This window comes from Kosakonia beeri (assembly GCF_054165705.1).
Genome location: NZ_CM135106.1, coordinates 1,449,744 through 1,473,714, shown reverse-complemented (window position 1 = coordinate 1,473,714; position 23,971 = coordinate 1,449,744). Strand labels below are relative to the sequence as shown.

The 23,971-nt window shown below is 54.3% G+C and carries 23 protein-coding genes and 2 tRNA genes; 11 read left to right on the top strand and 14 right to left on the bottom strand.

Going from position 1 to position 23,971, the window contains the following annotated elements:
* The first annotated feature begins 32 nt into the window (after window positions 1–32).
* Window positions 33–1,274, top strand: a complete 1,242-nt coding sequence (locus tag ACUY4S_RS07160; protein WP_458023573.1) for an ion channel protein — start codon at window positions 33–35, stop codon at window positions 1,272–1,274.
* Here ACUY4S_RS07160 and ACUY4S_RS07155 read toward each other — a convergent pair.
* Entirely contained in the window at window positions 1,268–2,929 is a 1,662-nt protein-coding gene (locus ACUY4S_RS07155) for an alpha-keto acid decarboxylase family protein (protein ID WP_458023574.1), read from the bottom strand. The two genes, ACUY4S_RS07160 and ACUY4S_RS07155, sit on opposite strands and share 7 nt — an antisense overlap.
* 182 nt (window positions 2,930–3,111) lie before the next feature.
* Between ACUY4S_RS07155 and mgrA the strand changes: the two genes are divergently transcribed.
* Window positions 3,112–4,110: an L-glyceraldehyde 3-phosphate reductase gene (gene mgrA / locus ACUY4S_RS07150; RefSeq protein ID WP_312692336.1), complete on the top strand. Its 999-nt coding sequence runs from the start codon at window positions 3,112–3,114 to the stop codon at window positions 4,108–4,110.
* Between the two features lie 122 nt (window positions 4,111–4,232).
* On the top strand, window positions 4,233–4,559 hold the full coding sequence (gene ypeC / locus ACUY4S_RS07145; protein WP_312692334.1) for a DUF2502 domain-containing protein YpeC: 327 nt from the start codon (window positions 4,233–4,235) through the stop codon (window positions 4,557–4,559).
* A gap of 44 nt (window positions 4,560–4,603) precedes the next feature.
* Here the strand turns inward: ypeC and ACUY4S_RS07140 are convergent, their stop codons facing one another.
* The gene (locus tag ACUY4S_RS07140; protein WP_312692332.1) at window positions 4,604–5,842 is read right to left on the bottom strand and encodes an Nramp family divalent metal transporter; all 1,239 of its coding nucleotides are present in this window, start codon (window positions 5,840–5,842) and stop codon (window positions 4,604–4,606) included.
* A gap of 352 nt (window positions 5,843–6,194) precedes the next feature.
* Between ACUY4S_RS07140 and ACUY4S_RS07135 the strand changes: the two genes are divergently transcribed.
* Window positions 6,195–7,382, top strand: coding sequence for a NupC/NupG family nucleoside CNT transporter (locus ACUY4S_RS07135; protein ID WP_312692330.1), 1,188 nt, complete (start codon window positions 6,195–6,197; stop codon window positions 7,380–7,382).
* Window positions 7,383–7,489: 107 nt separating this feature from the next.
* Here ACUY4S_RS07135 and ACUY4S_RS07130 read toward each other — a convergent pair whose 3' ends face one another.
* From ACUY4S_RS07130 to ACUY4S_RS07120, 3 genes are all read right to left on the bottom strand, one after another.
* Entirely contained in the window at window positions 7,490–9,676 is a 2,187-nt protein-coding gene (locus ACUY4S_RS07130; RefSeq protein WP_458023575.1) for a sensor domain-containing phosphodiesterase, read from the bottom strand.
* A gap of 204 nt (window positions 9,677–9,880) precedes the next feature.
* A tRNA-Ala gene (locus tag ACUY4S_RS07125) sits at window positions 9,881–9,956 on the bottom strand.
* 41 nt (window positions 9,957–9,997) lie between these two features.
* A tRNA-Ala gene (locus ACUY4S_RS07120) sits at window positions 9,998–10,073 on the bottom strand.
* A 219-nt stretch (window positions 10,074–10,292) separates the two neighbouring features.
* On the opposite strand from ACUY4S_RS07120, the gene ACUY4S_RS07115 reads away from it, so the two are divergent.
* Entirely contained in the window at window positions 10,293–10,652 is a 360-nt protein-coding gene (locus ACUY4S_RS07115) for a YfeC-like transcriptional regulator (RefSeq protein ID WP_312692205.1), read from the top strand.
* Between the two features lies 1 nt (window position 10,653).
* Window positions 10,654–11,052: a YfeC-like transcriptional regulator gene (locus ACUY4S_RS07110; RefSeq protein ID WP_312692207.1), complete on the top strand. Its 399-nt coding sequence runs from the start codon at window positions 10,654–10,656 to the stop codon at window positions 11,050–11,052.
* Between the two features lie 42 nt (window positions 11,053–11,094).
* Here the strand turns inward: ACUY4S_RS07110 and ACUY4S_RS07105 are convergent, their stop codons facing one another.
* Together ACUY4S_RS07105 and ACUY4S_RS07100 are read right to left on the bottom strand one after the other, a co-directional pair.
* Complete coding sequence (locus tag ACUY4S_RS07105; RefSeq protein ID WP_458023356.1) at window positions 11,095–11,436, bottom strand: RamA family antibiotic efflux transcriptional regulator; 342 nt, start codon at window positions 11,434–11,436, stop codon at window positions 11,095–11,097.
* 38 nt (window positions 11,437–11,474) lie between these two features.
* A complete protein-coding gene (locus ACUY4S_RS07100; protein WP_458023357.1) occupies window positions 11,475–12,590 on the bottom strand; it encodes an MBL fold metallo-hydrolase in 1,116 nt (371 codons plus the stop codon).
* A gap of 175 nt (window positions 12,591–12,765) precedes the next feature.
* On the opposite strand from ACUY4S_RS07100, the gene ACUY4S_RS07095 reads away from it, so the two are divergent.
* Window positions 12,766–13,356 (top strand): TetR/AcrR family transcriptional regulator, encoded by a 591-nt coding sequence (locus ACUY4S_RS07095; RefSeq protein WP_458023358.1) that lies wholly within the window; start codon window positions 12,766–12,768, stop codon window positions 13,354–13,356.
* The gene (locus tag ACUY4S_RS07090; protein WP_312692215.1) at window positions 13,346–13,711 is read left to right on the top strand and encodes an MmcQ/YjbR family DNA-binding protein; all 366 of its coding nucleotides are present in this window, start codon (window positions 13,346–13,348) and stop codon (window positions 13,709–13,711) included. The genes ACUY4S_RS07095 and ACUY4S_RS07090 overlap by 11 nt, the downstream gene beginning before the upstream one ends.
* Here the strand turns inward: ACUY4S_RS07090 and ACUY4S_RS07085 are convergent.
* Window positions 13,708–14,580 (bottom strand): helix-turn-helix transcriptional regulator, encoded by an 873-nt coding sequence (locus ACUY4S_RS07085; RefSeq protein ID WP_409429835.1) that lies wholly within the window; start codon window positions 14,578–14,580, stop codon window positions 13,708–13,710. The two genes, ACUY4S_RS07090 and ACUY4S_RS07085, sit on opposite strands and share 4 nt — an antisense overlap.
* A 107-nt stretch (window positions 14,581–14,687) precedes the next feature.
* Here ACUY4S_RS07085 and ACUY4S_RS07080 point away from each other — a divergent pair, with 107 nt between their 5' ends.
* Together ACUY4S_RS07080 and ACUY4S_RS07075 are read left to right on the top strand one after the other, a co-directional pair.
* Window positions 14,688–16,139 carry an MFS transporter gene (locus ACUY4S_RS07080; RefSeq protein WP_312692217.1) on the top strand — a complete coding sequence of 484 codons (1,452 nt, stop codon included), beginning with the start codon at window positions 14,688–14,690 and terminating at the stop codon, window positions 16,137–16,139.
* Window positions 16,140–16,171: 32 nt separating this feature from the next.
* On the top strand, window positions 16,172–16,969 hold the full coding sequence (locus tag ACUY4S_RS07075) for a PhzF family phenazine biosynthesis protein (protein WP_458023359.1): 798 nt from the start codon (window positions 16,172–16,174) through the stop codon (window positions 16,967–16,969).
* Here the strand turns inward: ACUY4S_RS07075 and ACUY4S_RS07070 are convergent.
* The 3 genes from ACUY4S_RS07070 to ACUY4S_RS07060 all read right to left on the bottom strand — a co-directional run bounded on the left by ACUY4S_RS07070 (window position 16,958) and on the right by ACUY4S_RS07060 (window position 20,208).
* Entirely contained in the window at window positions 16,958–17,827 is an 870-nt protein-coding gene (locus ACUY4S_RS07070) for a DMT family transporter (protein ID WP_458023360.1), read from the bottom strand. The genes ACUY4S_RS07075 and ACUY4S_RS07070 overlap by 12 nt on opposite strands.
* Window positions 17,828–17,953: 126 nt before the next feature.
* Entirely contained in the window at window positions 17,954–19,351 is a 1,398-nt protein-coding gene (pheP, locus tag ACUY4S_RS07065; RefSeq protein WP_312692223.1) for a phenylalanine transporter, read from the bottom strand.
* A gap of 86 nt (window positions 19,352–19,437) precedes the next feature.
* Complete coding sequence (locus ACUY4S_RS07060) at window positions 19,438–20,208, bottom strand: DeoR/GlpR family DNA-binding transcription regulator (protein ID WP_312692225.1); 771 nt, start codon at window positions 20,206–20,208, stop codon at window positions 19,438–19,440.
* A 108-nt stretch (window positions 20,209–20,316) separates the two neighbouring features.
* On the opposite strand from ACUY4S_RS07060, the gene ACUY4S_RS07055 reads away from it, so the two are divergent.
* Window positions 20,317–20,703, top strand: coding sequence for a VOC family protein (locus tag ACUY4S_RS07055; protein ID WP_458023361.1), 387 nt, complete (start codon window positions 20,317–20,319; stop codon window positions 20,701–20,703).
* A gap of 34 nt (window positions 20,704–20,737) precedes the next feature.
* On the opposite strand, the gene ACUY4S_RS07050 is transcribed toward ACUY4S_RS07055, so the two are convergent.
* The 3 genes from ACUY4S_RS07050 to ACUY4S_RS07040 all read right to left on the bottom strand — a co-directional run bounded on the left by ACUY4S_RS07050 (window position 20,738) and on the right by ACUY4S_RS07040 (window position 23,921).
* Window positions 20,738–22,678 (bottom strand): methyl-accepting chemotaxis protein, encoded by a 1,941-nt coding sequence (locus ACUY4S_RS07050; protein WP_458023362.1) that lies wholly within the window; start codon window positions 22,676–22,678, stop codon window positions 20,738–20,740.
* Window positions 22,679–22,983: 305 nt separating this feature from the next.
* On the bottom strand, window positions 22,984–23,244 hold the full coding sequence (locus ACUY4S_RS07045) for a DUF2534 family protein (RefSeq protein WP_312692231.1): 261 nt from the start codon (window positions 23,242–23,244) through the stop codon (window positions 22,984–22,986).
* Window positions 23,245–23,396: 152 nt separating this feature from the next.
* Window positions 23,397–23,921 carry a GNAT family N-acetyltransferase gene (locus tag ACUY4S_RS07040; RefSeq protein WP_312692233.1) on the bottom strand — a complete coding sequence of 175 codons (525 nt, stop codon included), beginning with the start codon at window positions 23,919–23,921 and terminating at the stop codon, window positions 23,397–23,399.
* Window positions 23,922–23,971: the final 50 nt, after the last annotated feature.

Below are 23,971 nucleotides of genomic sequence, written 5' to 3'. Positions count from 1 at the left end.
GTTCCGCCCTGCAGGTAATAAAGGAAATAGGTATGCTCCATCCGCGAGCCAGAACAATGTTATTGCTGGCGCTGCCCGCGCTGACCATTGGCGTGGCATCCAGCCTGGTGTTACTGCTGGTGATGAAAATCGCCGCCCTGCTGCAATCGGTGCTGTGGAGCGGTATCCCCTGGCGACTGGGCGTTGACCCCGACACACCACTGTGGATCCTGCTGGTCCTGACCCTTACCGGGGTAGCCGTAGGGTTAGTGATCCGCTTTAGCACAGGCCACGGTGGCCCGGATCCGGCTACCGAACCGTTGATTGGCGCACCGGTTGCCGTGACTGCGCTACCCGGCCTGCTGCTGGCACTGCTGCTTGGGCTGGCAGGCGGGGTCAGCCTCGGGCCGGAACACCCGATCATGGTAATGAATATCGCACTGGCCGTGGCGCTGGGGGGGCGGGTTTTCCCGCGGGTCGCACCGCTGGACTGGACGATTTTAGCCTCTGCCGGCACGCTTGGCGCACTGTTTGGTACGCCGGTCGCCGCCGCACTGATCTTTTCCCAGACATTAACAGCCAGTAACGATGTACCGCTGTGGGATCGCCTGTTTGCCCCGTTAATGGCGGCGGCGGCTGGCGCACTGACCACCAGTGTGCTGTCGCATCCCCATTTTAGTTTACCGATCGCACATTATCCGCAATTGCATCTTGTCGACATTCTCAGCGGTGCCGTAGTGACCTTGTTTGCCATCGCGCTGGGAATGGTAGCTGTATGGTGTCTGCCGCGTCTGCACCGCCTGATCCAGCAGTTGAAAAATCCGGTACTGGCGCTGGGAATAGGTGGTTTTCTGCTCGGTATCCTTGGCATTATCGGCGGCAATATTACGCTGTTTAAAGGGTTGGACGAGATGCAACAGTTGGCCTTTGCCCAGACATTTACCGTCAGTGATTACCTGCTTTTCGCGCTGGTCAAATTGGCAGCGCTGGTGGTGGCTGCCGCCTGCGGTTTTCGCGGTGGGCGGATCTTCCCCGCGGTATTTGTGGGTGTGGCGCTGGGGTTGATGCTGCACGCGCATGTGGATGCGGTTCCTGCGGCGGTCACGGTCTCCTGCGCAGTGCTGGGCCTGGTGCTGGTCGTCACACGTGATGGCTGGCTGAGTTTATTTCTTGCTGCTGTCGTGGTGCCCGATACCACCCTGCTGCCGCTGCTCTGTATCGTGATGCTGCCCGCCTGGCTGCTGCTTGCCGGGAAACCCATGATGATGGCTCCCCGGCGTGACAACGATCACTGATTGTTGCGCGCTTCCAGAGCATGCGTCACATCGCGCAGTAAATCTGGCAGATCGATTTTGGGCAACATTACTTCAATCAGTGCCAGGCGGTGATGATGTGCAGCGGCTTCCAGCGCCTCGGCTAACTGTACCGTTTCACTGACACGCCAACACTCTGCCTGGCAATCGTGACTCAGGGCATGCGGAATGTGGGTCCAGTTCCAGCGGGCAATATCGTTATAGCGCTGCTGTGCGCCATGAATCGCCCGCTCCACGGTATAGCCGTCGTTATTGAGCACAACAATAATGGGGCGTAAATTGTCGCGCAGCATCGACCCCAGCTCCTGAATAGTCAGCTGCGCGGCACCGTCACCGGTAAGCAGGATCACCCGCCGTTCCGGATATGCCGTCTGGGCACCAAAGGCCGCGGGCAAACAAAAGCCGATGGAGCCCCATAGCGGCTGCACCAGGAAGTCCACCCCGGCAGGCAGGCGTAACGCCGCTGCGCCAAAGGCCGCGGTTCCTTGATCGGCAAGGATAATGTCGCCGGGGCGAATAAAGTCCTGCAGCGTTTGCCAGAAAGCAGCTTGATCCAGCGTTCCCTGGTGCCTGTGCTGGCTGGGGTTATTTTCCCGCGCCTTTTTCTGCAAGGCACAGCGCGGATTATTGCGACATACCGAAGTCAGAGTGCTGACCGCATCCTGCATCGATAAACCACTGAACCAGGTTTCACCTACCCGTGCCGCGAACGGTTGGATGTCGATAGTCCGTTCTGGCGGCAATTGCTGTGTGAATCCTGCGGTCAGTGTGTCGCTAAAGCGCGTACCGACACAAATTACCGTATCGGCGTCCTCTATCGCTTCGCGAACTGCCGCCGGGCTTGCCGCGCCACTGTAAGTACCCACAAACCCCGGCTGCGTTTCATCAAACAGGCCTTTCCCCATCAACATCGTGGCGTGTGGCAGTGGAAAATCGCGCATCCAGCACTGCAGCATTTTCTGAACGCCAAAACGCTGAGCCAGAAAATCTGCCAGAAGCGAGAGTCGCTGGCTTCCCGACAGCCGTTCCTCAACATGGCGACGAAAGGCCGCCAGTCGCGTTTCGTTGCCGGGTATGGCGGTCGTAGTGATAACGTTTACAGGCGGGGTTGCCGGCATTTTTGCCACGTCTGCAGGTAGCATTAGATAACACGGGCGTGACGCTGTCAGCATGGCACGGATCACCCGGTCAATCTCATAGCAGGCGTTTTGCGCCGTCAGCACCGCGCGCGCTGCCGTCACCGGCTCACTCATACGCCAGAAATGGCTAAAATCGCCGTCGCCTAACGTATGGTGCAGTAATTCTCCCCGTCGCTGCACTCCGCTACAGGGCGCGCCAACAATGTGCAGTACTGGCACATATTCTGCGAAACTCCCGGCGATACCGTTGATTGCACTCAGTTCACCCACACCAAAAGTAGTCAGCAGCGCCCCCGCGCCCTGGCAACGCCCATAACCGTCCGCCGCATAGGCAGCATTGAGTTCGTTAGCGCAGCCCACCCAGTGCACCGCCGGATGTTGAATGACATGGTCGAGAAATTGCAGGTTATAGTCGCCAGGCACCCCAAAAAGATGATGGATGCCACAGCCTGCGAGCCTGTCCAGCAGATAGTCGGCAACAGAGTAATCGGTTTGCATTACAGTGATCCTTCTGAAATCCGGGTTTTATCTGAGTATTGGGGAACTGTGATGAGAGTCCAGGATATGCGCCATATTTAAGGTGGCAAGCAAGCTTTACGATGGCGAGCGGTGTAAGCTCAGTCGGTCATAAATGTAAACGCATACACTGTAAAGAAATCAATCGTTGAAGGGGCACCGGCATGGTTTATCAGGCGAGTTCTACGCGTTACGAAAAGATGGTCTGGCGTCGCTGCGGTAACAGCGGCCTGAAACTCCCGGCAATCTCGCTCGGGCTGTGGCACAACTTCGGCGACGCGACCCTGCTGGAAAACAGCCGGCAGTTACTGCGCCATGCCTTCGACCAGGGCATTACCCATTTCGATCTGGCGAATAATTACGGGCCGCCGCCCGGTTCAGCAGAAAAAAACTTCGGGCGTATTTTGCAGGAGGATTTTCTGCCCTGGCGCGATGAACTGGTCATCTCCAGCAAAGCAGGTTACACCATGTGGGATGGCCCTTATGGTGACTGGGGTTCACGCAAATATCTGATCGCCAGCCTCGATCAAAGCCTGCGCCGGATGGGGCTGGATTATGTTGATATCTTTTATCACCATCGCCCGGATCCAGAAACGCCGCTGCAAGAAACCATGCGCGCACTCGACCATCTTGTCCGCCAGGGCAAAGCGCTGTATGTCGGTCTGTCCAATTACCCGGCAGCACTGGCGCGTCAAGCCATCGACATCCTCAATGATTTGGGTACACCGTGTCTCATTCATCAACCCAAATATTCGATGTTTGAACGGTGGGTGGAAGAGGATTTATTGGATCTGCTACAGGAAAAAGGCGTGGGCAGCATCGCCTTCTCACCGCTCGCGGGCGGGCAGTTAACAGACCGCTACTTGCAGGGCATCCCGGCGGATTCTCGCGCCGCCAGCGGCAGCCGTTTCCTCAATCCGGAGCAGATCACAGAAGAGAAACTGGCGACCGTGCGCGCACTCAATGCGATTGCAGAACGGCGGGGACAGAAGTTATCGCAGATGGCGCTGGCATGGGTGCTGCGTGGCGACAAAGTGACCTCTGTGCTGATTGGGGCCAGCAAGACCAGCCAACTGGACGATGCTGTTGGCATGCTGGCGAACCGCCACTTCAGCGCCGCAGAGTGTGAAGAGATCGACGCGGTGCTTAGCGGCGTAAGGTAGACCATTTTAGCAAAAAGTGCTCCCATTCATGATTTCGGAGTTGCGCCACTAATACGGGATATTACCGCCCCGTAATATTGTTGTAACAGGCCGTTTCGGCCCCGATCGTGAAGGAGAAGAGTATGTTCAGGTCACTGATTCTGGCAGCCGTGTTAATGGCTGCCGCGCCGCTGGTCGCGAATGCTGGCGAAATCACCCTGTTGCCGTCTGTAAAATTACAAATTGGCGATCGCGATAATTACGGTAACTACTGGGACGGCGGACGCTGGCGCGACCGCGATTACTGGGGTCGCAATTACGAATGGCGCGGCAACCGCTGGTATAAACACGATCGCGGCTGGCATCGCGGCTGGGATAAACGCGACGCCTATGAGCGCGGCTATCGCGAAGGCTGGCGCGACCGTGACGACCACCGTGGACCAGGCCGCGGGCACTGGCGTCACCACTGAGAATAAAAAAAGGAGCGCATGCGCTCCTTTTTACTGTTCCCGTTTTAAATCCCGGCAATAGTTCCAATTAATAACCAGCCATTCAGGCATACGACCAGCGCCACAATTACCCAACCGGTCCGCTTAACCAGCACGCTGTTAACCAGCTCGCCCATCAGCTTGCGGTCGCTGGTGAACACCAGCAACGGCACCAGAGCCAGCGCAATACCAAAGCTCAGCAGCACCTGGCTCATCACCAGAATCTGCGTTGGATCCAGCCCCAGCCAGATAACAATAAACGACGGCATCATAGTAATGGTACGGCGTACCCAGAGCGGAATATGGAAACGCACAAACCCTTGCATCACTACCTGCCCGGCCAGCGTACCGACCACCGTCGAAGACAGCCCTGCTGCCACCAGACTCAAACCAAAAGTGGTCGCCGCCGCATGGCTGAGTAGCGGCTCCAGCGTCAGGTAGGCCTGGTCAAGATCGGCAATACCGGTATGGCCGTTGAAGTGAAACGCGGCGGCGGCAGTCGCCATCATCGCAAGGTTCACAAAACCGGCAATGGTCATGGCGATGCCAACATCCCATTTGGTGGCGGAATAACGCTCGCGCTGTGTCCCCTGATGCATGTGCTGCGTCAGCGAGGAGTGCAGGTAAATTACGTGCGGCATAATGGTCGCGCCCAACACGCCAGCGGCAAGAAACACCGCTTCTGTACCCGGCAGGTTAGGGATGACAATCCCTTTCGCCAGCGCCGCCAGTTTTGGCTGCGAGAACACCAGTTCAACAATATACGCCGCAGCAACAAACAGCAGCAGCCCGCCAATCACCTTCTCCAGCGGTTTTTGCCCGCGCCGTTGCAACATTAAAATCAGGAACGTGGCGATACCGGTAAGCACGGCTCCTTGTAACAGCGAGACGCCAAGGATCATTTTGAAGCCGATGGCCGCACCAATGAATTCGGCAAGATCGGTGGCCATGGCGATGATTTCCGCCTGCACCCAATAGAACCAGACCAGTGGGCGTGGATAGTGGTCACGGATCTGCTCTGCGAGGTTTTTGCCGGTGGCAATGCCGAGCTTGGCTGACAGCAACTGGATCAGCATCGCCATCAGGTTTGCCCAGACCACAACCCATAGCAGCTGGTAGCCGAAACTCGCCCCCGCCTGAATGTTGGTGGCAAAGTTACCGGGATCGATATAGCCAATCGCCGCAATGAACGCCGGTCCCATTAACGCGAACCTGAGTTTGCGCGCTGCACGCCCATTGCTATTCTCAACGCGACTACTGTTCATTTTTCGCCCTTAAATATAGCCTTTGCTATGTTTGATGCTACCAAAATGAGAATGATTATCAAGAGCATTTAAATGGGTTTGCTTGATTTCTCTGATAGCCAGAAACAATAGAAGGGCTGAATGTTCAGGATGGTGACGGCGACAACAGCATCTGCCGCAGCGTTATGTTAAGAGTTTAGCATGCGATGCAACTTTTCACTCCTTTACTTAACATAACAGAAATGTATGTTGGATCACTAATTTTGAGTCTGGTCACAGGTCATTAATATAGTGTGTGTTTGATCTCGTTTTCTTTTGGCTTGTTACATAGAATGTGCACGAAATTTCTACCCGTCTCATATTTGGAGCAAATATGTCCCGCGTTCTGCACTTTGTCCTGGCGCTTGCTGTTGTGGCGCTGCTTGCCTTGCTCGTAAGCAGCGATCGCAAGAAAATCCGCATCCGCTTTGTTATTCAATTGCTGGTTATTGAAGTTCTGCTGGCCTGGTTCTTCCTGAACTCGGATATTGGCCTCGGCTTCGTAAAAGGCTTCTCCGAGATGTTTGAAAAACTGCTCGGCTTTGCCAACGAAGGCACGAACTTCGTATTCGGTAAAATGAATGATGAAGGCCTGGCGTTCTTCTTCCTGAAAGTGCTCTGCCCGATTGTGTTTATCTCTGCACTGATCGGTATTCTTCAGCATATTCGCGTGCTGCCAATCATTATTCGCGCCATCGGGACGGTGCTGTCTAAAGTGAACGGAATGGGCAAACTGGAATCCTTTAACGCCGTAAGTTCGCTGATCCTTGGTCAGTCTGAGAACTTCATCGCCTATAAAGATATTCTCGGCAAAATGTCACGCAACCGCATGTACACCATGGCGGCGACAGCCATGTCCACCGTGTCAATGTCCATCGTGGGTGCCTACATGACCATGCTCCAGCCGAAATACGTCGTTGCGGCGCTGGTGCTGAACATGTTCAGTACTTTTATTGTGCTGTCGCTGATCAACCCCTACCGCGTGGAAGAGAGCGAAGAAAACCTGCAGATGGCAAAACTGCATGAAGGTCAGAGCTTCTTTGAAATGCTGGGTGAATACATTCTGGCGGGTTTCAAGGTTGCGATTATCGTTGCAGCAATGCTGATTGGTTTTATCGCGCTGATTTCGGGTCTGAACGCGCTGTTTGCAGCGGTTCTGGGTATCTCCTTCCAGGGCATTCTGGGCTATATCTTCTATCCGATTGCCTGGGTACTGGGCGTACCGACTCACGAAGCGCTGCAAGTGGCGAGCATTATGGCCACCAAACTGGTATCGAACGAATTCGTGGCGATGATGGATCTGCAGAAAATTTCTGCGACTCTCTCGCCGCGCGCAGAAGGTATCCTGTCGGTGTTCTTGGTCTCCTTCGCTAACTTCTCCTCCATCGGCATTATCGCTGGTGCGATCAAGGGCCTGAACGAAGAGCAAGGTAACGTGGTGTCCCGCTTCGGTCTGAAACTGGTATATGGCTCCACGCTGGTGAGTGTGTTGTCTGCCGCTATTGCGGCACTGGTTATCTGATGTGATGACCGAATAGCGCCATGTGCATTCGGTCTGAATAATCCATCACCACCTCCCCAGGAGGGGTGATGGGATGGCAATAAAAAACCGGGATAATCCCGGTTTTTTTATGCCTGCGCAAGCGGCTGTGGTTTGCCGACTAAGTAGCCCTGCAAATAATCAACGCCGGATTGCAGCAACAGCGCACGCTGTGCTTCATTTTCGACATACTCGGCCACAACCGTCAGCGACTGCCCCTTTGCCAGCTCGCATATCGCTTTCACAATCATTGCGTCCTGCGCATTTTGCAGAATGTCCCGCACAAAAGCCCCATCAATTTTAATGATATCGGCCTGTAACCGCTTCAGACGTTCAAAATTGGCGTAACCGGTCCCAAAATCATCGATAGCAATCTTAAAACCCGCCTGCCGCAACTGCTGTATGTTATGCGCGCTCACTTCAGAGTGCGATAACGCCTGCTCCTCTGTGATTTCAATAATCACCGCCTGCGGCGGCACGGCATAGCGCGTAAACAGCGAGAGCATGTGGGCGACAAAATCATGCTGCATCAATGTTAGCGGCATCAGGTTGACGGAAAAGCGCGCGCAACCGTGTTTGTCCGGGTGTGCCTGCATCCACTGCAATAAACGTTCGACGACCTGCATATCAAAGCGGCTACTCAAATTAAACTGAGCAATCACCGGAATAAACTGGTCTGGTGTAAGCAGCTCGCCATTACAGCGCAAACGTGTGAGGATCTCCTGATATCCCTGCCCCTGCGCATTGACTATCGGCTGGCCATACAGCACGATGCCGTTGTCATCCAGCGCGCGTTTTACTTTATTCAATAACAACACACGGTCGGTGGTATGGTCAGTCACTTCCTGCAAGCTGTTCGTCAGCGCCAGTACCTGGTGCACGGCGCAGGCCTGTTCTGAAAGCCAGCTTAACTGCCCCAGTGTATGGTGCAGATCTTTTTCTCCTTCATGCTGTACGCCCCAGGAAACACCAAACTCAATATCCAGCGCAACGGTGTTCCAGTAGATACGGCGACTGTTCAGGTAATGCATCATATGCTGCAAGCGTGCAGAGATTTCAGGCCCATTCAGTTTCAACAATAATTCGTTACCGGGCAGTTGAAACAATTGTTCACCGCCCAGCAATAGCGGCTGCAGTTCCCGGGTCACGCTGCGTTTCACATGCACACGCATCATCAAGCCATAATGCTGGCTCAGAAGTTCCACGTTTTTCAAATACAGGCAGCAAAGTGTGCTGGAAGGCTGCAACTCCAGCGCTTTTTCCAGCGCCCGAAGATTGGGCAGACCGGTCAACGGATCGGTCATTGCCTGCGACTGCCAGCGCTGTTTAAGCCATTCACTTCGGTTATAGATCTGCATCATGTAGAGCATCGAAATGGTGAAGCAAATCAACACCGATAACACAAATGCCAGCGAATAGTCGGTTCGTACGCCGTGCAGAAAGTTGTTGTTGTACAGCATCAAAACAAACGCTGCGCCACCCCAGCTCAACATAATCAGCGGATGACTGATACGACTGATAGCAAAGGTGAAAAGAATAAAAATAACCGGCACAAGATAACCGGCTAAATAATCAGATTTATAAGGCAGGCAAAGAATAATAACCGTAGTAATTAATATCGCGAACCAGGAAAGCATAAAGCCACGCTTCTCTTTTGTTAACCATGGCTTAATACTACGGAGCCAGAATGCGCGACCAAACCGGGGGTTAATCATCATCCGCAGTGGATAATAGAAAATCATTGTAAATATCAGTACTGCGGAAATCAGACTCTGGATATCAATAATGGAGTAAATAGCCGACGTTGAATTAAAAAAGCCTGATAAATTAACCGGATAATTAAACCATGCGCCCGCAATATACATACAACATTTCATGCCGACGGGCGCAATAAACCCCATCCATAAAATGCGTACCCCCATATCCCTGTTGGGCATGCCATGACGCCAACGCGCACCAAGGCGCCAGCGCACAACCGCACAAGTCACCAGCACCGAGAAAACCTGGCAAAATAACAGCACTGCCGCTTCAGTAAAGGCTAAATGTAAAAATATATCGTTTATCAGCGCAAAGCCAATAACAACGGGAAATATGCCGTGGCGGCCAAATAGCAGAATGATCGCCAGCATTACGCTTAACGGCAACCATGCCAGGTATATATCACTGCCATTAACGAGAGTACGGGGCGAAATAATTCGAGAAAGTGTCACAGCCACCAGACACAAAATTAACGCGAGCAGGAACTTACGCGTAACGTTGTAATTTCTTGTTTTCATCAAGGTTAATTAATTGTTCCTGGTGTACGCGAAAAGGTGGGCGAATAATAGGTTTATTCGCAATGTGAATCAACTTCCCTGACGCACAAATACCCTTAGGTGTTCTTAATTTTCACAACCTAAGAATCGTTAATGCGTGTTGAAAAGGGTTTACAGAAAGTCAGAAACAAAAAACCCCCGCGTAAACGCGAGGGTTCGAAATGTTGGTGGAGCTAAGCGGGATCGAACCGCTGACCTCTTGCATGCCATGCAAGCGCTCTCCCAGCTGAGCTATAGCCCCACAATTTTTCTTTACGCACCAATTCCGTAGGGAGCGGAATTTGGTGGAGCTAAGCGGGATCGAACCGCTGACCTCTTGCATGCCATGCAAGCGCTCTCCCAGCTGAGCTATAGCCCCATTGCGTAAAGCGTGTCGTGTTGACGGGCGGCATAATATGAATTCCCTTGCCAGGTGTCAACGGCAAAATCTCTCCATATTATTCAATCGCTGAAAAAGCAGGCAAAAGAAAGACATTGCGCGCTGGCTCGCAACCAGTAGTTAAACCTGTCACATTTTCCCGTTAAATGGTGCTATAACATAAACCACTAATTACCCCTACAACAATTCGGGAATTACATGCTCAAGGAACGAATGACACCAGACGAGTTAGCCAGTCTCACTGGCTATAGCCGACAAACAATCAATAAATGGGTGCGCAAGGAGGGATGGGTCACGTCGCCCAAACCCGGCGTGCAAGGCGGAAAAGCCCGCCTGGTTCATGTTAATGAACAGGTGCGAGCGTTTATTCTTAGCGCGCAACGTCAGGAGGAACATGACGCCAGCGTTATCACATCTCACGACGCTTCTCTTGAAATGCTGCTGCTTACCCTGGCGAAAGAGATGACCGACGTCGAACAAAAACAGCTCTCCTCTCTGTTAATCCGTGACGGCATTACCGGATTATTGCAACGCCTTGGGATACGCGATCAAAAATAAGATGATGAAACTAGCCAGTAAGATGACCACCGAGGAGTTAGCGGATTTTCTCGGCGTTGCAAAACAGACAGTAAATCGTTGGATCCGTGAACAGCGTTGGCAAACGGAAAGCTTACCCGGCGTAAAAGGCGGTCGTGCCAGGCTTATCCATATCAATAAAGATGTGCGGGCTTTCATTATGAAAACGCCCACCATGCGCCAGCGCAACGTCCCCTATTCGCTGGCCGAACCTGCGCCAACGTATGGTGCGGAGCCTGAAAGCACGACGCTGCGCGAGATTATTAAAGTGCTGCATAATCTGACAACAGACGAACAGCAACAGCTGGCAGTGCTTCTCGCGCGTGAGGGGCTTTGCGGTTTCTTAAATCGTTTAGGCATCGGGCAAGCCACGCAGAAATAGAAAAAGCCGGCACTTTTGCCGGCTTTTTTATGTTGCTGACCATCAGTGCGTAATCTGATGGTTTTCCCGCCGATAGGCGCCCGGCGGCTGATTAAAGGTGCGGGTAAAGATCCGCGTAAAGGTTTGTTGCGAGTCAAAGCCATATTTCAGGCAAATATCGTAAACCTTCTGGTTCGTATTACGTAAATCGCGCGCGGCGAGCGATAGCTTGCGCTTGCGAATGTAACGCCCAAGACTCTCTCCTTTGTACTGCAAGAAAAGTCGTTGCAGGTGCCATTTGGAATAGCCCGCATGCGCTGCAATATCATCAATACGTAACGGTTGATGGAGATTGTCGTCGATCCAGTCGACGATAGTGTCGATAACCTGAGCGGAAATATTCATACTGCGATCCCCCTCTGCTCTTCGATTAATAAACGGGTTTATTCCCACCAGGCGCGGAAAACTTGCGCGTTATCTGCCGCAAGCACCGGTTCGCCCAGCCTCGGTGTCAGTAACCGATAATTTTTGCCCCGACTCGCTGCCGCCAGCCGTTTGTACGGATCATCCCAAGTATGTTTTGCTAACACAAAACGCCCCGCGTGGCCCGGCAGAACCGCGCGAGCATTCAGCTCTTCAGCCGCCTGAGCGGCCTCTTCCGGCATCATATGAATGTATTTCCAGTCCTCGTCATACTGGCCGTTTTCCATAATGGCGACATCCACGCCGCCAAATTGCTCACCAATAGCCTTAAAATGCGGCCCGTAGCCGGTATCGCCGCTGTAGTAGACCTTGCGTTGGTCGGTCACGAACATAAAGCTGGCCCACAGTGTCTGGTCTCGCTTCAGGCCGCGTCCGGAGAAATGCCTGGCAGGCAAAACATGCACCGTCAGGTCATCTGCAATCGTCACTTTTTGTTGCCAGTCCGCTTCTTCAATAATGGCCGGATCCATACCCCAGTAACGCAAATGCGACCCGACGCCAAGCGGCGTGACGACCCGTTTGATTTTGGGCATCAGCGCTTTGATGGTGGCATAATCGAGATGATCGTAATGGTCATGCGAGATAATCAGCAGATCGATTTCCGGCAGGCTTTGCGCCGTCCACGCTGCATTTCCGGCAAAAGCTTTGTTGAGGAAAGAGAACGGTGCGGCGTAATTGCTTAAAACGGGATCGATAAGAATACGTTTCCCCGCCAGTTGCACATACCACGAAGAGTGCCCCATCCAGACCAGCGTATCCTCACTGAGCGGTAGACGGGCGAGATCCGTTTGTACCATCGGAAGCGGTTGCTGCGGGCGCACGTTTTCACGTTTGGTAACCAGAAAATCCCACCATGCGACCAGCATATTTTTCTTACCGGTATAACCGGGCGTGGGTAGCGTGTTATGGAACTTTCCATCATGATAATGGGGAGATTTTTCGACTTCGGTCAGTTGCTCACCCTGAGGCAACTGGCCAAAACCTGCATTCAGAACAAACGGTAAACTTGCGGCAGAGGCGACGAGCATAACAAGAACCACGCTGAAAATAAGACGCTTCATATCCTGACCCGACAAAATCGATCCTTTCCGTGGATACGATGCTGGCTAAACTTGATTATGAGTGAGTAAGCACTCATTATAGAAAGTGACGACGAACCGTCAAGATGATTTTCTTTCTTTGACATTCGACGTTGCAGCGTGACAGAGGGCATGTTTCAATCGTGGTTTTTACAAGGTGAGGAAAAAAGTAGTGGCTCGTCCGAAGAGTGAAGATAAAAAACAGGCGTTACTGGAAGCGGCAACAAAAGCGATTGCGGAGTCCGGGATCGCCGCCTCCACGGCGTTAATAGCCCGTAACGCGGGCGTTGCCGAAGGCACTCTGTTCCGCTACTTCGCTACCAAAGACGATTTGCTCAACGCGCTTTATCTGCATCTGAAAACCGATCTCTGCGGCACAATGCTGGCCAACCTTGATCGTTCCCTCACCAATGCAAAAGCGCACACCCACTCCATTTGGGACAGCTATATCGACTGGGGCATTCGTCATCCTTGCGGTCACCAGGCGGTGCGCCAGATCGCGGTGAGTGAAAAACTCACCCCGGAAACCAAACAGCAGGTCACGGATATCTTCCCTGAACTGCACGAACTTTGTCACCGCTGTGTGCTGCCGATCTTTCTCTCTGACGAATTTGCCCCCTTCGGTGATGCCATTTTCTTATCCATGGCAGACACGACCATCACGTTTGCTGGGCGTGATCCGTCACGCATGAAAGAGATTAAGCGCCTGGGTTTTGAGGCAATGTGGCGTGCGCTGGCCGCCGGAGATGACCATGGACAGTAAAACGCTTCAGGCCACTGCACACAGCATCGCGCTGGAGCTGCCCTTTACCGAACACTGCTGGCCGTTTGGCCCGGAGCATGATGTGTTTAAAGTGTGCGGCAAGATTTTTATGATGACCACCACCGCACACGGCAGGCCGATGGTAACGCTGAAAGCCGAGCCGCAAATGTCGCTGCTCAACCAACAAATCTACCCCAGTATTGAGCCGGGGTATCATATGAACAAAAAACACTGGATCTCCGTCTTTGCGGGGGATGACATCGACGCGCCACTACTGGCCTCGCTGATCCAGGCCTCCTGGGATCGCGTTGTTGACGGGCTGCCGCGCAAAGATCAAAAACGTCTGCGCCCCTAAGCGTTATCCGCCAGCCATTTCAGCGCCTGTTCGCTCTGCTCATCCACCGGCAAATACACCAGCAAGCGTGAACCATTACGCGGCGCGGAGTACCAGTACATCTGCTGAAGGGTAAACGCCCCAAGATGCGGATGAATAAACACCTTCTCTTTATTTTCCACCCCACGGACATCCAGGTATTTGCGCCACATGTCTGCAAACTCTGCCGATGCAGCGCAAAAGCGTGCCAGCTTTGCCTCCCAGATCGGTTCGCCCCGGTGTTCTGCCATTGCGGCGCGGAAATAGGCCACAAAGGTTTGCAGCACGCTTTCATGCTGACCAAGGCGGCTACGCCAGTGGGGATTGGTCAGGTAGAGATAAATGCAATTGCGGTCTTCTTCGGCCATTTCACCAAAGTTAACCCCCATTAAGCGCTCAAATGCTACGTTCCACGCCACAATGTCAAAATTGGGTTTTTGGATACTGGCAGGTTGTGGCAGCAGGCTGTCCAGCAGACGGCGAGTTCCTTCACTGACCCCTTCGCATTGCGGAATATTTAAGGTTTCCGTTGGCGGCAATCCGGCGAGCACAAACAGGTGCCGTGTTTCGGTCGGCGAGCATTGCAATGCAGCCGCTACCGCCTGTAACACGCTGGCAGACGGGTTAACATCCCGACCCTGCTCCAGCCAGGTATACCAGGTGACGCCAACATCCGCCAGTAATGCCACCTCTTCCCGGCGCAGTCCGGGTGTGCGGCGACGCCCGCTGCGTGGCAGCCCAAGCCGCTGCGGATCGAGGCTTTCCCGACGCGCCCGTAAAAACGCGCCGAGCTGTTTCCGGTTCTCCGCCTGGAATATCCCTTCCGGCTGTTTTTCCGCCATCAGCGTCATACATCCTCCAGCATGGTAGTGCCAGTACCAGTATAGATAAGAACTGGTACCCGTTTTTCCGATCGGTAATGCTACGTCCATCTGATGAATGACGCAATGGAGCCACCATGAATACGTCTGCTGTTTCACCTGGCCGGGCTGGCCTGATCCTTCTGCTTACGGGGCAAATGCTGCCGCTGATTGATACGTCAATCACCAACGTCGCGCTCGACGCCATTACCCTGTCGTTACATACCACCGCCACGCAGCTGGCGCTGATTGTTGCCCTCTACGGCGTAGCCTTTGCCGTTTGCCTCGCCATGGGCAGTAAACTGGGCGATAACCTTGGCCGCAGGCGCGTGTTTTTATGGGGCGTGGCGCTGTTTGGCCTCGCCTCCCTGCTGTGCGGCATGGCGAACTCGGTAAGCGAGCTGCTGGCCGCGCGCACCCTGCAAGGTATGGGGGCCGCGCTGATCGTGCCGCAGATCCTCGCCACGCTCCACGTCACGCTGAAAGGGACAGCCCATGCCCGTGCGATCAGTCTCTACGGCGGTATTGGCGGCGTGGCATTCATCATCGGCCAGATGGGCGGCGGCTGGCTGGTTTCGGCCGATATCGCAGGTTTAGGCTGGCGCAACGCCTTTTTTATTAATGTGCCGATTTGCCTGCTGGTGCTGGCGCTCAGCCAGCGCTATGTGCCGGAAACCCGCAGCGAAACGCGCACCCGCATCGACTGGCAAGGTACGTTCGCGCTGGCGCTGATCCTCTGCTGCCTGTTGTTCCCACTGGCGCTTGGTCCGGATCTTCACTGGCCGTGGCCCACTCAGGTTGCGCTGCTGGCAATATTGCCGCTGGGGGCATGGATGCGTGCCAGCGCACGCAAACAACAGCAGGCAGGCCTGATGCCGTTACTTCCGCCGCGCCTGCTGAAGTTGCACAGCGTCCGCTTTGGTTTACTGATAGCCCTGCTGTTCTTTAGTGGCTGGTCCGGTTTTATGTTCTGTATGGCACTGACATTGCAGGCGGGAATGGGCATGACGCCAGCCCAATCCGGCAACAGTTTTATTGCGCTCGGCGTCGCCTATTTTGTTTCCGCCTGGTACGCACCGAAGCTGATCGCCCGTTACAGCACGCGCACGATTTTGTTGACCGGGCTGGTTATTCAGGTGGCCGGGCTACTGGCGCTGATCGCCACCCTGAACGTTTCTTCTCATCTGCCGGGCGCGCTGTTGCTTGCTCCTTCTACGGCGCTGATTGGCTATGGTCAGGCATTGATTGTGAACAGTTTTTACCGTATCGGGATGCGCGATATCACCGCCGGGGATGCCGGCGCAGGCAGCGCGCTCCTTAGCACGCTGCAACAGGCCACATTGGGTCTCGGCCCGGCCGTGCTTGGGGGCGTGTTCCTGCATCTGATCGGCCTGTCGCACGGTAATTACCGCTTTGCGCTGAGCGGTTTTCTGGCGACCGAAGTGGTGATGATGCTGGTACTGGCGGCAGCGGCAATCAGCGCACGTCACCCCCTCTCTCCCCGTTGCCCGACGAATGCATCACTACCCGTTACGGCGAAAAGAGGATAGTGTTATTCCTTTGTTATAAAAGGGAGCTCGCGGTGAAACTCGATATCTACCAGGTGGACGCGTTCAGTACGCGTCCTTTTTCCGGTAACCCGGCGGCTGTCTGTATAACGCCGGGCGGCCTGGATGCCGCGCTAATGCAGCATATCGCCGATGAAATGGCGGTATCGGAGACGGCATTTTTAAACCTCAGCAATAACAATCTGCGCTGGTTTACGCCACAGGCGGAAGTGGAATTATGTGGCCATGGCACACTCGCCACGGCCCATGTATTACAGCAAACCGGGCGGTTGTCCGCAGGGCAAACGGTCGTTTTTGATACCCTTTCCGGCCCGCTGGCGGCGCGTGCCGTTAGCGGCGGCATTCAGCTGGATTTCCCGCTGCTGATACCGCAAATGGACAGCCCCCCGCCGTTGGCCTTACTGGACGCACTGGGGATTTCCCCCTCGCAGGTCACGGATTACGGTACGTTTGGCGCGAAGCAGTTAGTGGTGGTGAATACGGTGCAAACCGTGCAGACGCTGAAGGTGGATTTCCAGGCACTGTGCGCCCTGCCGGGTCGCGGCGTCGTGGTCACCGCCCCTGGAGAGGGGGACTATGATCTGCTGTCACGCTATTTTGCCCCGTGGGTCGGGGTAAATGAAGATCCCGTCACCGGATCGGCACACTGTGCGCTGGCCGCATACTGGTCGGCCAGGTTGAGTAAGCGCTCGCTTACCGCTTATCAGGCTTCCCGGCGCGGCGGCGTGCTGGCGCTGGAGCAAACCGACACCGGCCGCGTGTTGATGACCGGGGCTGCCCACACGGTGCTGAGCGGCATATTACAACTTTGACGGTAACCGCGCGACCATCCGCCAGCGGAACCAAATTTGCGCCAGCAAAATCAGAACGCCGCCGAAGATTTTTTGTAACGGCAGGCGTTCGCCGTACCAGAGGGACGCGGCAATCACCGTCAGTAAAGGTTCCAGCACCATGATAATGGCAGCACTGGCCACTGCCGCGTATTTTTGCCCTTGCAGTTGCAGAGCAAAGCGCAGGCTGGTAGCGATAAAAATGCTTGCCACCAGCCACAGGGCGGTCGGGGTGGTCAATGGCTGTGACCAGGTTTCGAACAGAACGGAAATCAGCAACCCGGCGATACCCGTTATCGCCAGCTGTACTGCCGTAAGCGGCAGCAACGGAACCTCGCGCGCACAGCGGCTGGTGTAACAGAAGTTGATTGACTGCACGAAAGCGGTGAGCAAAAACCAGCCCTGGCTGGCATGGAAAGTCACCGGCACATGCAGACTGAGCAGCGCCAGACCTATTATCGCCACCGGCAGGCATTCCCAGTAAGCCCGCGCTGGCCGGGTGTTCATCATTCCCCATGCCACCAGCGGCACGAACAACATCGACAGGCTCATGATAAACGCCCCCTCGCCCAGCGACGGCGTCGTGGAGACAGACCAAATCCACAGACAGAGGTTAAGCGCCATCCAAAAACCGCTTATCACTACCTGGCGCAGCTTTGCCAGCGGAATACGTTGCCTCAGGCAGAACGGTAACAGGACCAGCGCCGCCCCAAAGAATCGTAACCCAAGAAACGCGAACACCGGCATACCGGAAATGGCCTCCCGCGAGAAAATCCAGCCACAGGCAGCGATAAGGGTGGTCAGAACGAGGAAGAGATCGGCTTTTCGTTGCCGGGTCATAAAAACACTCCAGGGCAATAAAAAACGCCAGCGCAATCGGCTGGCGGAGTTTGATTAGCATCATGCCTGAAAAAGCAGGCACTGGCGCGCTAAATTTCCTGCCAAATGTGGCAGGAAAGCTGGCGATTATGCTCTGGAAGGTGCGCGACGCAACAGTTTGAATGCCGCGAACAGGAACAGGATCCACAGCGGCAGCAGTACCGCCGACAGTCGCATGTCCTCGATGGTGTACATCAGCGCGAGGATCATCAGCATAAAGCCAATGCACAGGTAGTTGCCTGCCGGGAACAGCAGCGCTTTAAACAGCGGATCGCGGCCTTTACGTCGCATAGCAGCACGGAACTTCAGGTGCGCCAGCGAGATCATGATCCAGTTCAGCAGCAGCGTCGCCACCACCAGCGCCATCAGCATGCCAAAGGCCTTCTGCGGCAGCAGGTAGTTCACCAGCACTACCAGAGAAGTGATTGCGCCGGAGAGGATCAGGGAATTCACCGGCACACCACGACGGCTGACACGGGTCAGGAACGACGGCGCGTTGCCCTGTACCGACAAACCGAACAGCATACGGCTGTTTGAGTATACGCCGCTGTTATAAACCGACAACGATGCCACCAGAATGACGAAGTTCAGCGCTGAAGCCACTATATTGCTGTCCAGATCGTGAAATATCATCACAAACGGGCTGCTGTTGGCTTTCACATCAATCCACGGGTAAAGCGCCAGCAGCACCACCAGAGAACCGATATAGAACAGAAGAATACGGTAGACCACCTGGTTGACCGCTTTCGGGATAGTGGTATGCGGATCGCTGGCTTCCGCTGCGGTAATGCCAATCAACTCAAGGCCGCCGAAGGAGAACATGATCACCGCCAGAGCCAGAATCAGCCCATGCCAGCCGGTGGCGAAAAAGCCGTTATAACGCCAGAGGTTATCGAAGCTGGCGCGTTCGCCGCCGTGGCCGGTAAACAGCATCCACAGCCCAAAGCCAATCATGCCAATGATTGCCAGCACTTTGATCAGCGCGAACCAGAACTCGGTTTCACCGTACAGCCGCACATTTACCAGATTAACCGCGTTGATAATGACAAAGAAAGCGGCGGCCCAGATCCAGGTCGGAACGTGGGGAAACCAGTACTGCATATAGATCCCGGCGGCGGTCAGCTCCGCCATACCGACCAATACAAACATGGCCCAATAGTTCCAGCCCGCCAGAAAACCGGCAAATGGCCCCCAATATTTCCAGGCAAAATGGGAAAACGAGCCGGACACCGGCTCTTCGACTACCATCTCGCCAAGCTGACGCATGATCAGAAACGCAATAATGCCGGCAATGCCATAACCCAGCAGTACCGCCGGGCCAGCCATCTGAATCGCAGGGCCAATGCCCAGAAACAACCCGGTGCCAATCGCGCCGCCCAGCGCAATGAGCTGTATATGACGATTTTTCAACCCTCGTTGTAATGTCGGCCCTGTTTCCGACGCGGCATCGGGGCTATGACCCGCTGCCTGTGACGCGTTTTTCACGTCCTTCCCCTTCGTTGTTTTATTAAAGGGGCACCTTTTAACACCTCAGATGAACAGTGGCAAGATATGACGTGGCTCGCCCCTGCTCAAACCGTGATGATCTCAATATCCTGCGCGCTAAACGCTACCTGAAAAGGATCGCTGAGCGCGCTTTCCACTACCAGCGTATCGATCTCTTCCCCGCAGGCCACCACATAGCGCGCCACACCAGGGATCTTATTGGCGGTCAGGGCAACCAGGGTCTGATTAGCCTGAGCAATGACCGCTTTTTTAAATTCACAATCGGCAAAGTCAAAGCCCGTCAGGCCCACTTCCGGTGACATGGCGCAGCCGCCAATAAAAGCCTGGTCAAAGATGATCCCTTTTAACTGACTTAACGCGGCACCTGTTACACAACCACCAGAGCGGCGATGCAGCAGACCGCCAAGCATGATCACCTCACATAAAGGATGTTTTATAGCCGCGGCGGCGATTTCCGGCGAATGCGTCACCACCGTGATCGGTAAGGTCGGAGGGAGGGCTTTTGCCAGTTCAAGGTTTGTGGATCCCGTATCAATAAAAATGCAGCTGTCCGCCTTCATCAACTGCACACAGCGCTGCGCAAGTCTGCTTTTTATTGCCGTATCCTGCTCTTTTCGCTCGGCAAAACTCCCGTCATTACCCTGTGCGACCACTGCGCCGCCATACACTTTTTTGCAGATTCCCTCGTTGCTTAACTGCTGCAAATCCCGGCGGATAGTATGTTCGGACACTTGTAGCTGCGCGGCTAATTCCGCACACACCACCCGGCCATTCGCCAGTAACTGCTGGCGGATACGATCTTGTCGTTGATCGGGAAAAGCGGCATAATCGAGCATAACACCTCACCAAAAGCACATAAAAGGATAGAAATGAGCATGATCGCGCACACGGTTAGCGCTGTCAACCTGCGGCTCTGTCATCCTTCACCCCATTTGGAGATCGCCATGAAGATTGCACACGTCGCCCTCTGGACACGCCAGTTAGAAGCACAGCGTCAGTTCTGGCAGGACTTTTTTGCCGCCACCAGCAAGGCGAAATATGTCAGTAAAAACCGGCCAGGATTCGAATCGTATTTTCTCTCGCTGGCCGAAGGGCCGACCATTGAGTTGATGGCGCTGCCGGCACTGGCAGATGCGCCAGACCACCCGGAATTTATTGGCTGGGCGCATATCGCTATCACGGTGGGAAGTGTGGAAAAGGTGGAGCAGATGGCGCGCAACGCGCAATTGCAAGGGCGGCTGGCAAGCCCGGCCAGATGGACAGGAGACGGGTTCTATGAAGCAGTGATTACCGACCCGGATGGCAACCGCATTGAACTGGTAGCCGAATAAATAAGGGAGCCTGCAAACAGGCTCCCGTGGAACATTACTCTGCCAGACGGAACTGCTGAACACTCTGCGCCAGTTGTTGGGCCTGATCTTCCAGCGAGGTCGCCGCGGCGGCCATTTGCTGGACCAGCGAGGCGTTCTGCTGGGTCACGCCGTCCATCTCGTTAACAGCGATGGTCACCTGACCGATGCCTTTTGCCTGCTCATCAGAAGCGCTGACAATCTCGCTGATAATCGACTGAACAGAGTTCACCGCCTGCGTCATCTCCTGCATGGTTTTCCCGGCGTCATTCACCAGTTGTACCCCGGTTTCGACGCGCTTCCCGGACTCTTCAATTAACGCACCAATATCTTTAACCGCATCGGCACTGCGTTGCGCCAGGTTACGCACTTCAGAGGCGACCACCGCAAATCCACGCCCCTGTTCACCGGCCCGCGCCGCTTCAACGGCTGCGTTCAGCGCCAGAATATTGGTCTGGAATGCAATGCTGTTAATGATTGCCGTGATATCGCCAATTTTCTTCGCGCTTTCGTCAATCTGCGACATGGTTTGCACCACCTGGCTGACCAGTGCTTCACCCCGGCTGGCAATCTGCGTGGCGTTTGCTGTCAGCGCCGTGGCGTGGTGCGCATTGTCGGCGTTATGTTTCACCGTCGCGCTAAACTGCTCCATGCTGGCAGCGGTTTGTTCCAGCGCGGCAGCCTGCTGCTCGGTACGCGAGGAGAGGTTGATGTTACCACTGACAATCTCTCCGGCGCCCTGGCGCACAGAATCACTCGCCTCTTTAATCTGCCCGACAATCTGCCGCAGTTGCGCCTGCATGGTATGCAGCGCATAGAACAGACTGCTGCGATCGCCCTGTTTAACAGGGATGGTGTTGTCCAGTTTGCCGTCAGCAACCGCCAGCGCAATGTGCGCACCTTCCAGCGGTTCACCACCAATCGGTTTCAACACTTTACGGCTGAAGATGAGGCCTAACAGGGCGCAAACCAGCAGGATGCTGAGCACGCCGAGGATGGCCGCATACATCAGTTGACGGTTGGCTGCCGCCATCACCTGGCTGACCGGTGCCACCACGCCCAAATACCAGTTATCAGTACTGTTGCCAATGACGATGGGTTGCCAGGTAATCAACGCTTTTTCACCGAGGATGGGGTCATCCTGCTCTACCACTCGGGTTGAGAGCTTATCGGTTTTACCGGGATAGGGTTTGCTGGTCAGATTTTTATCCGGGTAGGAGATAACTTTTCCGGCCGTCGATACCAGTACCGCATAGCCGTCCCCTTCCCAGGGTTTGATCTGATTGACCTTTTGTTGCAGCGAAGCCAGCGAAATGTCTGACGTGATCACCGCATGCAACTTGCCGTCTCTGACAATCGGCGCAGCGACAGAAGTTAACAACGTCGGCACCCCGTTATAGGCATAGCTATAGGGTTCAATCAGCGTATCTTTTTGGCTCTTCTGCGGCAGCAGGTAGTAATCCCCCTGGCCTGGCGTAAAGATCGACGTCAACGGGTGCAGCTTGTAATTGCCGGACTGATCATGATCGACAAAGAAGGCATAGCGCCCTTTCGGTGCCTGATCTGGTTTATCGGCAAATTCCGCATCACGCCCGTCAAAGGCGTTTTCTTCGAAAATGACCGATACAGAAAGGTAGTCAGGATTATCATGCAGTGCGGATTCCAGCAGTTTATCCGCCACTTTACGATCGGTAATGCCCGCTTCCGGCAGAGCAATCATGCTATGACCGAGGTTGTGCGCCACATCGCGCGCATAGCTCAGTTGCTGCTGAATATTCAGTGCTTCACTCTGGGCGATCTTTTGCAGATATTGTTCGGCAAGGCTTTTTTGTTCGCTGCTGGACTGCCAGCTCAGAACCCCGATGGTCACCACAAAACCTAAGGTGATGGTGATGGCTCCCGTCAGCAGCATTTGCGCGCGGGTGCTCATTTTTTTGGACACAAATTCTTTCGCCATTACGGCTCTCCTGGAGTCAGCCTTTTACGTCGTCGATGTTCCCTGCAGCACGAGCTCCCTGATACAAGCTCTATCGGCGCTTATTTTTTGATCTTTAATTATTTAAAGGAATGTTACGGAGGCGTAATAAAGGGGATATGTTGCATTATGCATGCACCGTATATCGGCGAAGAATGTAGCGACAGTTAACTAAACGGACTTTGCAAATTAACGTAGCATTTTATGCTGGCATGAGGAGAGAAAACTATTTTTATAGGATGTGATCGGCGAAACAGCCCTGACATATCGCCAGGGCTGAGGCTAACTTAGCCGCGATCGTCTTTCGGGCCGAGGAACCAGAAACCAAACGGTAGCGAGCCAATAATGGTAAACATCAGGCTGTAAATGGCAACCCAGGCCCCTTGCATAATGAACATGCCGGTAGTCCAGTTTTCCATCGGAAGATTGTACTGATCTTCCACACCCTGGAAGGTGACTTTAGAAATCACGCTCACGGCGACGATGAAAACAATCACCACCGCCATAATGAATTTTTTCCCCTCGCGGGTTCGCAGTTTTTCCAGCATATAAACCTCCTGTCATGTGGGTTTTCTGTGCTGCGAGTGTAACCGATCTGCTACTGAATTGTTGTTAATAATTCGTATTTGAGAGGCAACTACCCGCAAACATCCTCTGCGTACCAGCCGCACAGACTGCTGCCTTCTGGCAAAAAACCCCCTTAAATTGCCTGCGGTAACGTCATATCACCCTCCCCCAACGGGCGTTGCATCAACACAGTATCAAGCCAGCGCCCATGCTTCATTCCAACGCTTTTCAGCGTACCGATCACGGTAAACCCGGCACGGCGATGCAGTCGCAATGAGCCTTCATTTTCACTGTTCCCGACGTTTGCAATCATCTGGCGATAGCCATTTTGCTCCGCCCACGCCACCGCATGCGTGAGCAATGCGATCCCCGCGCCTCGCTGACGAAACGCATCATCCACATAGACCGAATCCTCCAGCGTGTACTGGTAGGCATGGCGCTCACGGTAGCGCGCCAGGTAGCAATATCCACGCACGCGCCCAGCTTCTACGGCGACATACCATGGCAACCCTGCCTGTCGGCTCTTCTCCAGGCGCGCACGCATTTCATCGACATCCGGCGGGACAATTTCAAACGATGCGACCCCATGCGTAACATGGTGTGCATAGATCTGTGTTATCGCGTTAAGGTGATGTTCTTGCGCTGCAATAATGTCCATAATTCGCCCCAGTGACTGTTTACAGCAGGCTACCCGTATCCTGGCAAATC

Excerpts from the sequence above, each read along its gene's own strand:
- ACUY4S_RS07110 (WP_312692207.1), top strand. The coding sequence starts at position 10,654 with ATGATGAAACTAGCCAGTAAGATGACCACCGAGGAGTTAGCGGATTTT.
- ACUY4S_RS07115 (WP_312692205.1), top strand. The coding sequence starts at position 10,293 with ATGCTCAAGGAACGAATGACACCAGACGAGTTAGCCAGTCTCACTGGC.
- ACUY4S_RS07080 (WP_312692217.1), top strand. The coding sequence starts at position 14,688 with ATGAATACGTCTGCTGTTTCACCTGGCCGGGCTGGCCTGATCCTTCTG.
- ACUY4S_RS07105 (WP_458023356.1), bottom strand. The coding sequence starts at position 11,436 with ATGAATATTTCCGCTCAGGTTATCGACACTATCGTCGACTGGATCGAC.
- ACUY4S_RS07160 (WP_458023573.1), top strand. The coding sequence starts at position 33 with ATGCTCCATCCGCGAGCCAGAACAATGTTATTGCTGGCGCTGCCCGCG.
- ypeC (WP_312692334.1), top strand. The coding sequence starts at position 4,233 with ATGTTCAGGTCACTGATTCTGGCAGCCGTGTTAATGGCTGCCGCGCCG.
- ACUY4S_RS07060 (WP_312692225.1), bottom strand. The coding sequence starts at position 20,208 with ATGCTCGATTATGCCGCTTTTCCCGATCAACGACAAGATCGTATCCGC.
- ACUY4S_RS07135 (WP_312692330.1), top strand. The coding sequence starts at position 6,195 with ATGTCCCGCGTTCTGCACTTTGTCCTGGCGCTTGCTGTTGTGGCGCTG.
- mgrA (WP_312692336.1), top strand. The coding sequence starts at position 3,112 with ATGGTTTATCAGGCGAGTTCTACGCGTTACGAAAAGATGGTCTGGCGT.
- ACUY4S_RS07085 (WP_409429835.1), bottom strand. The coding sequence starts at position 14,580 with ATGACGCTGATGGCGGAAAAACAGCCGGAAGGGATATTCCAGGCGGAG.
- ACUY4S_RS07045 (WP_312692231.1), bottom strand. The coding sequence starts at position 23,244 with ATGCTGGAAAAACTGCGAACCCGCGAGGGGAAAAAATTCATTATGGCG.
- ACUY4S_RS07070 (WP_458023360.1), bottom strand. The coding sequence starts at position 17,827 with ATGACCCGGCAACGAAAAGCCGATCTCTTCCTCGTTCTGACCACCCTT.
- ACUY4S_RS07055 (WP_458023361.1), top strand. The coding sequence starts at position 20,317 with ATGAAGATTGCACACGTCGCCCTCTGGACACGCCAGTTAGAAGCACAG.
- ACUY4S_RS07040 (WP_312692233.1), bottom strand. The coding sequence starts at position 23,921 with ATGGACATTATTGCAGCGCAAGAACATCACCTTAACGCGATAACACAG.
- ACUY4S_RS07090 (WP_312692215.1), top strand. The coding sequence starts at position 13,346 with ATGGACAGTAAAACGCTTCAGGCCACTGCACACAGCATCGCGCTGGAG.
- ACUY4S_RS07155 (WP_458023574.1), bottom strand. The coding sequence starts at position 2,929 with ATGCAAACCGATTACTCTGTTGCCGACTATCTGCTGGACAGGCTCGCA.
- ACUY4S_RS07140 (WP_312692332.1), bottom strand. The coding sequence starts at position 5,842 with ATGAACAGTAGTCGCGTTGAGAATAGCAATGGGCGTGCAGCGCGCAAA.
- ACUY4S_RS07130 (WP_458023575.1), bottom strand. The coding sequence starts at position 9,676 with ATGAAAACAAGAAATTACAACGTTACGCGTAAGTTCCTGCTCGCGTTA.
- ACUY4S_RS07050 (WP_458023362.1), bottom strand. The coding sequence starts at position 22,678 with ATGGCGAAAGAATTTGTGTCCAAAAAAATGAGCACCCGCGCGCAAATG.